Source organism: Nocardia aobensis NBRC 100429, from assembly GCF_000308375.1.
GTDB lineage: Bacteria > Actinomycetota > Actinomycetes > Mycobacteriales > Mycobacteriaceae > Nocardia > Nocardia aobensis.
Map to the genome: position 1 here is coordinate 43,582 of NZ_BAFQ01000012.1, position 10,691 is coordinate 54,272.

Sequence of the window (10,691 nt, forward strand, 5' to 3'; positions counted from 1 at the left end):
GCGCGCGAAACGATTTCCGGCGCACGATAGGGTGGTTCGCTGTGAGCACCCCGAACAGCCCTTCGTCCGGTGGCTCCGCGGGCCGGGTTCCCGCGGGGCAATCGCATCCTGCCGCAGCGGAAGTCGACGTTCCCGAGCAGATGCGGATCCGCCGGGAGAAGCGTGAGCGGCTGATCGACGCGGGCGTCGAGGCGTATCCGGTCGTGGTGCCGCGGACCCACAGCCTCGCCGAGATCCGCGCCGCCTATCCCGACCTCGAGCCCGACACCAGCACGGGGGTGCAGGCCGGTGTGGCCGGCCGCGTCATCTTCATGCGCAATACCGGCAAGCTGTGCTTCGCCACGCTGCAGGAGGGTGACGGCACCAAGCTGCAGGCGATGATCAGCCTGAACGGTGTCGGCGCCGACGCGCTGGCGGCGTGGAAGGCCGATGTCGATCTGGGTGATTTCGTCTTCGTGCACGGTGAGGTCATCTCCTCCCGTACCGGGGAACTGAGCGTGATGGCCGATTCCTGGTCGATGGCGGCCAAATCGCTGCGTCCGCTGCCGGTGGCGCACAAAGAACTGAGCGAGGAGTCGCGGGTCCGGCAGCGCTATGTCGACCTCATCGTGCGGCCGGAGGCGCGGGAGAACGCCCGCACCCGGATCGCGGCGGTGCGCGCACTGCGAAATGCGTTGGAGCGCAGGGGTTTCCTCGAGGTCGAGACGCCGATGCTGCAGACCCTGCACGGGGGTGCGGCGGCGCGGCCGTTCGTCACCCATTCCAATGCGCTGGATATGGATCTGTATCTGCGCATCGCGCCGGAGTTGTTCCTGAAGCGCTGCGTGGTGGGCGGGATCGAGAAGGTCTTCGAGATCAACCGCAACTTCCGTAACGAGGGTGCCGACTCGACGCATTCGCCCGAGTTCGCGATGTTGGAAACTTATGAGGCCTACGGCACCTACGACGATTCCGCGCTGATGATGCGGGAATTGATCCAGGAAGTCGCGCAAGAGGTCTTCGGCACTCAGGTCGTCACGCTCGCCGACGGTACGGAATACGATCTGAGTGGTGAGTGGAACACCGTCGAGATGTATCCTTCGCTATCCGATTCGCTGGGTGTCGAGGTAACGCCGGAAACTACTGTTCCGGAATTGCTCGCACTGGCCGATCGGGTCGGTCTGGAAATTCCTCCGGACAAGGGTTACGGCCACGGCAAACTTGTCGAGGAACTGTGGGAACACAGCTATGGCGACAAGCTCTATGCCCCCACTTTCGTGCGTGACTTCCCGGTGGAGACGTCGCCGCTGACACGGCAGCACCGCAGTAAGCCGGGCGTCACCGAGAAGTGGGATCTGTATGTCCGCGGATTCGAGTTGGCCACCGGCTATTCGGAACTCGTGGATCCGGTCGTGCAGCGGGAACGTTTTGTCGACCAGGCCAGACTGGCCGCCGCTGGTGACGACGAGGCCATGCGGCTGGACGAGGACTTCCTCGCCGCCATGGAACACGGTATGCCGCCGACAACGGGTACCGGTATGGGAATCGACCGCTTGCTGATGGCACTGACCGGACTCGGAATCCGGGAAACCATACTCTTCCCAATTGTGCGTCCGTCCGGTCGCTGAGTACCGGGTTTGAATGCCGATTCCCCGTCTTGGAAATTTCGTATCTAGAGGTATTCTCGACTCGGGCATCGGCCTGGTATCCGGGTCGCACGATTTCGAGAGGACGTTCATCTCATGGCAAAGAAGGTCACCGTTAGCCTGATCGACGATGTCGATGGTGAGTCCATTGCGGACGAGACCATCGAGTTCGCGATCGACGGTGTTTCGTACGAGATCGACCTGTCCGCGGCGAATGCGGCGAAGCTGCGGGACGGGCTGGACGTGTGGGTCGCCAATGCCCGTCGGGTGAGCGGTCGCCGGCGCAGCAAGCCGGTCGGTGCGACCACCGGTGCGCCGAAGGGCCGAGTTTCCATGGATCGCGAACAGAGTGCGGCAATTCGGGAATGGGCGCGGCGTAAGGGCCACAAGGTTTCCGCGCGTGGTCGCATCTCCGCCGATGTCGTGGAGAGCTACCACAAGGAAGTCGGCCGCAACAACTAGTGCGGTCGAAAAGACCCGGCTGCGTCTGTGCCGCTGCCGCCCGGAGGAATCGTGCGACGTCCGGGCGGCAGCGGCATTTCGATGCGGCCCCCGGCGTGGTGATCTTGCTCGCCGCCGCGTCGGCGCGGCACCATGGGGCTTATGCAGACCACGTCACTGGCGGTACGAGGGTGGGGGTAGCAACGCGGTGACGGACATTCACGAATCGTTTCTCCGGTTCATCGACGACACCGGCAGCCGGCACGAATTGACGCTGACCCCGGATCATCAGCGCATCACCATCGGGCGTTCGCCGCAGGCGGATCTGTCGCTGGGCTGGGATGCCGAGGTATCGCGATTGCACGCGGCCGTGGAATATCTGGGCGCGCACTGGACCATCGTCGACGACGGACTGTCGCGCAACGGCACCTTCGTCAACGGGGAGCGACTGGCCGGCCGCCGCCGGCTCGAGGCCGGCGACCGCATCCGGGTCGGGACCTCGATGCTGTCGTTCCACGATTACACCGGCAGGGTCGACGATGCGACCCGGACCTCGGTCGGCTCGGTCCCGAGTCCGCGATCGCTCACCGATACCCAGCGCGCGGTACTGATCGCGCTGTGCCGCCCGTATCGCGGCAACACCGAATTCGCCACGCCCGCATCCAATCAGCAGATCGCCGACGAGTTGTACCTGAGCGTGGACGCGATCAAAACCCATCTGCGCGCGCTGTTTTCGAAGTTCGGCGTCGAGGACCTGCCGCAGAATCAGAAGCGGGTGCGACTGGCGGCGCTGGCCATCCAGAACGGCATCATCTCGCACCGCGACCTCTGATACCCGGCCGCCGGATGTGACCGGCGATTCCGGTTACCCGTCGGTATCGATCCGAATGGTCCCCTTTTCCCGCTAGCGTGTTGAAACACGTTCTATTTTTTTTGGGAGGGGATCCCGATGCCGTCTCATATCGCGCATCTGCCGCGCCGGGCGCTCGGAGCCGCGCTCGTCCTGGCGATCTCGAGCATGCTGTGGGTGACCGCCGCCGCCGCGGCCCACGCCGAATATCCGGTGGACTACAACTTCTTCTCCGGCATTCCGTACGAGCTGCGAAATCCGGGTGGATCCCTGCCCGGCGCCGACGACTGGTCGTGCCGGCCCAGCGACGCCCATCCCGAACCCGTCGTGCTGGTGCACGGCACCGGCGGCGGGGCGCAGACGAACTGGGGCGTGTACGCGCCGCTGCTGGCCAACGAGGGATATTGCGTCTATTCGCTGACCTACGGCGCCTACGATCTGCCGTGGCCGCTCTCGGCGATCGGCGGGATGCGGCCGATCGAGGACAGTTCGGCGCAGCTCGCGGAGTTCGTGGACCGGGTGCTGGCGGCGACCGGCGCCGAGAAGGTCGATCTGATCGCGCACTCGCAGGGCAATCTGGTGGGCAACTACTTCGTGAAGCGACTGGGCGGTGCCGACAAGGTCGACAAGTTCGTGGCGATCGCGGCGCCGTGGCTGGGCACCTTCGGCCCGGTGATCGACCCGGCTCGCGATATCGCGGGGCGGCTGGGCGCGGGGCCGGCCTTCGACGCCGCCCTGGGGGCGAGCCCCTGTGCCGCTTGTGCGCAGATGACGGGTAGCACGGATTTCATCCGCTCCCTGAACGCCGACGGCGTGTACGACCCGGACGTCACCTACACCAATATCGAGACCCGCTACGACGAGCTGGTGGTGCCGTACACCGTCGCCCTGGTACCCGGCCCGAACACGACGAACGTCGTGGTCCAGGACGGCTGCGCGGCGGACTACTCGGAGCACGCGGGCATCGCGGGCAGCGACCGGGCGGCGGCGTTCGCGCTCAACGCCCTGGATCCGGACGATCCGCGGCCGGTGCCCTGCCACTTCATCCCGCCGATCACCGGATAGTTCCGTATCCGGGCCGCGAACCCCGCCGTCGCGAAGCGGAAGGGGAAAATTCAGCTGTGGGCGTAGTTGCTGGGGAAACGTTCCGGGTTGGTGCCGCGTTGGAACGGTATGACTCGCGTTGTCGCCCGTTCGCAATAGGGTGGACGGACGACGGCCGTGACCCCCGCCAACTACAGTAGAGGCGGGGGATGCAACCCCAGGGCTTCATGGCAGGCTGGCGCCACAGGTGTGAAGCACGAAGCACAACAGCAGCGCCGGATGCCGTGGATAGCGGAGCAGGAAGTGAGGGAGCGATGTTCGAGAGGTTCACCGACCGCGCGCGGCGGGTCGTTGTCCTGGCCCAAGAAGAGGCTCGGATGCTCAACCACAACTACATCGGCACCGAGCACATCCTGCTGGGCCTGATCCACGAGGGTGAGGGTGTCGCGGCGAAGTCCCTGGAGTCGCTGGGAATTTCGCTCGAGGGTGTGCGCAGCCAGGTGGAGGAGATCATCGGGCAGGGCCAGCAGGCGCCGTCCGGTCACATCCCCTTCACCCCCCGGGCCAAGAAGGTGCTGGAGCTGAGCCTGCGCGAAGCGCTGCAGCTCGGCCACAACTACATCGGCACCGAGCACATTCTGCTCGGCCTGATTCGTGAGGGCGAAGGCGTCGCGGCCCAGGTGCTGGTGAAGCTGGGCGCCGACCTCAACCGGGTGCGGCAGCAGGTCATCCAGCTGCTGTCCGGCTACCAGGGCGGTAAGGAGGCGGTGGAGTCCGGCGCTCGTGGCGAGTCCGGGACCCCGTCCACCTCGCTGGTCCTCGACCAGTTCGGGCGCAACCTGACCCAGGCCGCACTCGAAGGCAAACTCGACCCCGTCATCGGCCGCTCGAAGGAGATCGAGCGCGTCATGCAGGTGCTGAGCCGCCGCACCAAGAACAACCCGGTCCTGATCGGTGAGCCCGGCGTCGGTAAGACCGCCGTCGTCGAGGGTCTCGCCCAGGCCATCGTCAACGGCGAGGTGCCGGAGACGCTGAAGGACAAGCAGCTCTACACCCTCGACCTGGGTTCCCTGGTCGCGGGCAGCCGCTACCGCGGTGATTTCGAGGAGCGCCTGAAGAAGGTGCTCAAGGAGATCAACACCCGCGGCGACATCATCCTGTTCATCGACGAGCTGCACACGCTCGTGGGTGCGGGTGCCGCCGAGGGCGCCATCGACGCGGCCTCGATCCTGAAGCCGAAGCTGGCCCGCGGTGAGCTGCAGACCATCGGTGCCACCACCCTCGACGAGTACCGCAAGTACATCGAGAAGGACGCCGCCCTGGAGCGCCGGTTCCAGCCGGTCCAGGTGGGCGAGCCGACGGTCGAGCACACCATCAACATCCTCAAGGGTCTGCGCGACCGCTACGAGGCGCACCACCGGGTGTCCATCACCGACGGTGCGCTGGTGGCCGCGGCCACGCTGGCCGACCGGTACATCAACGATCGGTTCCTGCCGGACAAGGCGATCGACCTGATCGACGAGGCCGGTGCGCGGATGCGCATCCGCCGGATGACCGCTCCGCCGGACCTGCGCGAATTCGACGACAAGATCGCCGATGCGCGCCGGGAGAAGGAAAGCGCCATCGACGCGCAGGACTTCGAGAAGGCCGCGCGGTTGCGCGACAAGGAGAAGCAGCTCGTCGCCAAGCGCGCCGAGCGGGAGAAGCAGTGGCGTTCCGGTGATCTGGACGTCGTGGCCGAGGTCGACGACGAGCAGATCGCGGAGGTGCTGGCCAACTGGACCGGTATCCCGGTGTTCAAGCTCACCGAGGAGGAGACCACCCGTCTGCTCCGTATGGAGGACGAGCTGCACAAGCGGATCATCGGCCAGGAGGACGCGGTCAAGGCCGTGTCGAAGGCCATCCGCCGTACTCGCGCCGGCCTGAAGGATCCGAAGCGTCCGTCCGGTTCGTTCATCTTCGCCGGTCCGTCCGGTGTCGGTAAGACCGAGCTGTCCAAGGCGCTCGCGAATTTCCTGTTCGGCGACGACGACGCGCTCATCCAGATCGACATGGGTGAGTTCCACGACCGCTTCACCGCCTCGCGGCTGTTCGGTGCCCCTCCGGGCTACGTCGGCTACGAGGAGGGCGGCCAGCTCACCGAGAAGGTGCGCCGCAAGCCGTTCTCGGTCGTGCTGTTCGACGAGATCGAGAAGGCCCACCAGGAGATCTACAACACCCTGTTGCAGGTGCTGGAGGACGGTCGTCTCACCGACGGTCAGGGTCGTACGGTCGACTTCAAGAACACCGTGCTGATCTTCACCTCGAACCTGGGCACCTCCGACATCTCGAAGGCCGTGGGTCTGGGCTTCGCCCAGTCCAACAACGAGGGCTCGAACTACGAGCGGATGAAGCTGAAGGTCAACGACGAGCTGAAGAAGCACTTCCGTCCGGAGTTCCTCAACCGTATCGACGACGTCATCGTCTTCCACCAGCTCACCAACGAGCAGATCGTGGAGATGGTGGATCTGATGATCAACCGCGTCGCGACCCAGCTGCGGAACAAGGATATGGAGATCGACCTCACCGAGAAGGCCAAGAGCCTGCTCGCCAAGCGCGGATTCGACCCGGTGCTGGGCGCCCGCCCGCTGCGCCGGACCATCCAGCGCGAGATCGAGGATCAGCTCTCGGAGAAGATCCTGTTCGGCGAGATCGGCCCCGGCCAGATCGTCGAGGTCGACGTCGAGAACTGGGACGGCGAGGGTGCCGGCGAGGACGCCAAGTTCACCTTCGCGGGTAAGGCCAAGCCCGCGAAGGCGGAGGCCGAACCGGTCGCGGCGCTGGCCGGCGCCGGTGAGACCACTCCCGAGGCCTCGGCCGAGTAAGTAGTCCGCACAGATCGGTAGATGCCGGTCATCCCGCACGGCGGGGTGGCCGGCATCGTCGTATGCGCACAAAAGTCGTAGCGCACAAAATGAGTGGCGGCCGCGCGGGCGAATGTTCCATTCTGGCGATGTTCGCGAGCGGAAAGAGGGCTGTGTGCTGACCGATGCCGAGGTGGAGTGCTTCGTCGCCGAGGGTTTCGTCCGAGTGGAGGGTGCGTTCTCCGAGTCCACCGCGGCCGAGGCGAGGGAAATCCTGTGGCGCGCAACCGGATGCGATCCGGCGGATTCCGGAACGTGGACCCGGCCGGTGGTCCGCCTGCCCGGATTCGCCGACCCGCCGTTCGCCCGGGCCGCGCGCAGTCCGCTGCTGGCACAGGCGTGTGATCGGCTGGTCGGTGCGGGCCGATGGGTTCCGTACCAGGGGCTGGGGACCTTCCCGATTCGGTTCCCCAGCGAGCAGCCGCCGGGCGACGACGGATGGCATATCGACGCGAGTTTTCCGGGCGAGGATCCGCAGGAGTATCTGCGGTGGCGCATCAACGTGCGGTCGAAGGGCCGGGGCCTGCTGATGCTGTTCCTGTTCTCCGACGTCGGCCCCGACGATGCGCCGACGCGGATCCGGGTGGGCTCACATCTGCCGATCGCGAAGGTGCTGGAACCGTACGGTGCGGCCGGGGTCGCGATGTCGGACTTGGTCGAGGACTTCGCCGCCACCGAGGGCCTTCCGGAAGTGGCGGCCACCGGCCGGGCCGGAGATGTGTATCTGTGCCACCCGTTCCTGGTGCATGCCGCCCAGGCGCATCGCGGACGCAACCCGAAATTCATGGCCCAGCCGCCGCTGCGGCTGCGCGAACCGTGCGTGCTGGACCGGCCCGACGGTACGTATTCACCGGTGGAACAGGCGATTCGGCGGGGACTCGAGCTCGGCGCCATCCGCTGACTACGCGCGGGGACGTACCCGGGATGTGTTCTCCGGACGGATGATTCGCGCCGCCCGGAGGCAGAGGCTGAAGTCATGGACATCGGATTGCATCTCACGAACTTCGCGCTGGACACCCCCTCGGAACGGATCGGACCGGGTCTGGCCGAGGTGGTGCGCACGGCCGAGGACAGCGGGTTCTCGCTCATCGCCGTGGGTGATCACCTCTGGCAGAGCCCATGGCTCGGGCGTGTGGAACAGAATGTGCTGGAGGCGTATTCGGCGCTGTCGTTCATCGCGGCGCATACGTCGCGGGTCGAGCTGACCGCGGTGGTGTCGGGGGTGCACTATCGGCATCCGGCCATGCTCGGGAAGCTCGTCACCACCCTGGATGTGCTGTCCGGCGGCCGGGCCTGGCTGGGGATCGGTTCGGGCACATCCACCGGCGATGTGGAGGGATACGGCCTGCCGTTCCCGCCGCTGCGCGACCGCTACGAGATGTTGGAGGAGACGTTGCGGATCTGCCGGGCCATGTGGACCGGCGAGCGGGGCGGATCGGAACCCGTGCACGGCGAGCACTTTCACGTCGAGCGCCCGCTCAACGCCCCGCAGGCGGTGCGGACCTCGCTCTCGGGTGCGCATCGCCCGCATCCGCCCGTGCTCATCGGCGGGGACGGTGAGCGGCGCACGCTGCCGCTGGTGGCGCGGTACGCGGATGTGGCGAGTCTGCGGCCGGGTCCGGAGCTGGCGAACAAGATCGAACTGCTGGACCGGTTGTGCGTGGAGATCGGCCGCGATCCGCGCGAGATCCGCAAGAGCTGTGTCTTCGCCTTCGATCTCGGACCGGACGGGGGCGGCGTCGGTCAGGTGCTGGGGCAGCTGAAGCGGATGGCGGATACGGGCATCGACCTGGTGATCGGCCGGGTGGCCGGCGTCGACGAGCTGACGTCCCTGAAGGTGATGGGGCGCGAGGTGATTCCGGTGGCCGCGGAATTCGGTCGCTGACACCGGCCGCGGCGGCCGGACTACTGCCAGCCGGGCCGGACCAGACCGGATTCGTAGGCCATCACCACGAGTTGCGTCCGGTCCCGAGCGCCGAGTTTCACCAGGATTCGACTCACGTGGGTGCGGGCGGTGGCGGGGCTCATGAAGAGGCGCCGGCCGATTTCGGCGTTGGTGAGCCCTTCGGCGACCAGCGCCATCACCTCGCGCTCGCGGTCGGTGAGTTCGGACAGAGCCGCGGTCGGCGCGGGTTTGGCGTGGGTGGCGAATTCGGCGACCAGGCGGCGGGTGACACTGGGCGAAAGCAGTGCGTCCCCGTCGGCGACCACCCGCACCGCCCGCACCAGATCCGCGGGTTCGGTGTGTTTGACCAGGAAACCCGTGGCGCCCGAACGCATGGCCTCGAAGACGTACTCGTCGAGTTCGAAGGTGGTGAGGACGACCACTCTTACGCCGGTGAGATCGGGATCGGCGGCGATCTCCCGGGTCGCGGCCAGGCCGTCGAGCAGCGGCATCCGGATATCCATCAGAACCACATCCGGGCGCAGTTCCCGGGTCAGCCGCAGCGCGTGCTCACCGTTGTCGGCCTCGCCCACGACCGCGATCCCGTCCTGAGCGTCCAGCAGCGCGGCGAATCCGGCGCGGACGAGGGCTTGGTCGTCGGCGACCAGGACGCGAATGTCGTTCACGAAACCTCCTGTAGCTCAGGGTATTCGGAGCCGATCACCGAGGTCCGGGTGGTTCGGCCGCTGGGGCGGGTGTTCCGGGATCGCCGGCGGCGGTCACCGGGATCGGTAGCCGAGCATCCACCCGGAACCCACCGTCGGCGCGCGGCGTCGCCGACACCTCCCCGCCCAGTGCGTGCGCGCGTTCGACCATGCCGGGAATCCCGTTCCCGCCACCAGTTGTGGACGACTGTGGAGAATTCGGAGGTCGCTCGTTGTCCACAGTGATGCACAGCTCGCTCGGTGAATAATCCACAACCACCGTCGTTTCCGCGCCGGGCGCGTGTCGCAGCACATTGGTCAGCGATTCCTGCACGATGCGGGCGGCGGCCACGTCGACCACCACGGGAAGCCGGCGCGGTGTGCCCGTAATCCGGGTGTGGACCGCCGTCCCGGCGGCGCGGGTCGGAGCCAGCAATGATTCCAGATCGCCGATGCCGACCGCCGGACCGGTCGGCGCCGCAACGGTTTCCGCGCCGGCACGGATCGAGCGCAGCAGACTGTGCACCTCACCGATCGCATCGCGGCTGACCTCTTTGATCGCCGACAGCGCGGTCGCGGCCTGTTCGGGTTTGCGGTCGAGCAGTTCCAGCGCCACCGACGACTGCACATTGATCAGCGACAGGCTGTGCGCGAGCACATCGTGCAGTTCGCGCGCGATGGCCAGCCGCTCCTGGGCCGCCCTCTGTTCGCGCTCGGCGAGTTCGCGGGCGCGTTCGGCCTCCCGGTTGCGCCGCGCCGCCTCGGCGCGCTGACGCCGCGCGATCAGCGCCGAACGCCGCTGCCGGATCCCCTCGGCGATCGCGATCAGCACCACCAGCCAGGCCAGGATCCCGGCGACCGGCCAGCCCCCGGGGCCGTCGCCGCGCAGGGCGGGCACCGGCCACACCATCAGCAGATATCCCAGCGGCACCAGCGGATAGGTGTACCAGCGGGAGCCGCGCGAGGCCGCGGTCAGGAAGGCGATGACCAGCGATACGAAGACCGGTCCGTAACCGTAGCCGACCAGCAGATAGGCGACGGTGACCGCGAGCACGCCCACGAACACCGCCCGGGGATACATCGAGCGCAGCGCCAACAGCAGCGGGCCGGCCACCAGCAACGCGTATCCCAGCGCATCCAGTGGTCGCACGCCGGACTGATGCGCATTCGCCGCATGTCCGACGCCCAGTTGGACAGCGGCCACGACGACGCTCAGCATCACATCCCGGGCACCGGGCC

9 protein-coding genes are annotated in these 10,691 nt (G+C 66.9%); 7 read left to right on the plus strand and 2 right to left on the minus strand.

Features of this window, described 5'->3' with window-relative positions; all coding sequences use genetic code 11:
* The first annotated feature begins 140 nt into the window (after positions 1-140).
* The 7 genes from lysS to RJ03_RS02115 all read left to right on the plus strand — a co-directional run bounded on the left by lysS (position 141) and on the right by RJ03_RS02115 (position 8,748).
* A complete protein-coding gene (gene lysS / locus RJ03_RS02085; RefSeq protein ID WP_036497454.1) occupies positions 141-1,607 on the plus strand; it encodes a lysine--tRNA ligase in 1,467 nt (488 codons plus the stop codon).
* Between the two features lie 114 nt (positions 1,608-1,721).
* Positions 1,722-2,087, plus strand: coding sequence for a histone-like nucleoid-structuring protein Lsr2 (locus RJ03_RS02090; RefSeq protein WP_030517338.1), 366 nt, complete (start codon positions 1,722-1,724; stop codon positions 2,085-2,087).
* Positions 2,088-2,274: 187 nt separating this feature from the next.
* Positions 2,275-2,898 carry an FHA domain-containing protein gene (locus tag RJ03_RS02095; RefSeq protein ID WP_036497456.1) on the plus strand — a complete coding sequence of 208 codons (624 nt, stop codon included), beginning with the start codon at positions 2,275-2,277 and terminating at the stop codon, positions 2,896-2,898.
* Between the two features lie 117 nt (positions 2,899-3,015).
* The gene (locus RJ03_RS02100; RefSeq protein WP_036497457.1) at positions 3,016-3,981 is read left to right on the plus strand and encodes an esterase/lipase family protein; all 966 of its coding nucleotides are present in this window, start codon (positions 3,016-3,018) and stop codon (positions 3,979-3,981) included.
* 293 nt (positions 3,982-4,274) lie between these two features.
* Entirely contained in the window at positions 4,275-6,824 is a 2,550-nt protein-coding gene (locus tag RJ03_RS02105) for an ATP-dependent Clp protease ATP-binding subunit (protein WP_036497458.1), read from the plus strand.
* A gap of 154 nt (positions 6,825-6,978) precedes the next feature.
* A complete protein-coding gene (locus RJ03_RS02110; protein ID WP_036497459.1) occupies positions 6,979-7,764 on the plus strand; it encodes a phytanoyl-CoA dioxygenase family protein in 786 nt (261 codons plus the stop codon).
* 75 nt (positions 7,765-7,839) lie between these two features.
* Positions 7,840-8,748, plus strand: coding sequence for an LLM class flavin-dependent oxidoreductase (locus tag RJ03_RS02115; protein WP_036497460.1), 909 nt, complete (start codon positions 7,840-7,842; stop codon positions 8,746-8,748).
* Between the two features lie 20 nt (positions 8,749-8,768).
* Here the strand turns inward: RJ03_RS02115 and RJ03_RS02120 are convergent, their stop codons facing one another.
* Together RJ03_RS02120 and RJ03_RS02125 are read right to left on the minus strand one after the other, a co-directional pair.
* Entirely contained in the window at positions 8,769-9,434 is a 666-nt protein-coding gene (locus RJ03_RS02120; protein ID WP_036497462.1) for a response regulator transcription factor, read from the minus strand.
* A gap of 34 nt (positions 9,435-9,468) precedes the next feature.
* Positions 9,469-10,691: sensor histidine kinase (locus RJ03_RS02125; RefSeq protein ID WP_306304658.1), on the minus strand; the 1,223-nt coding region annotated here is incomplete at its 5' end.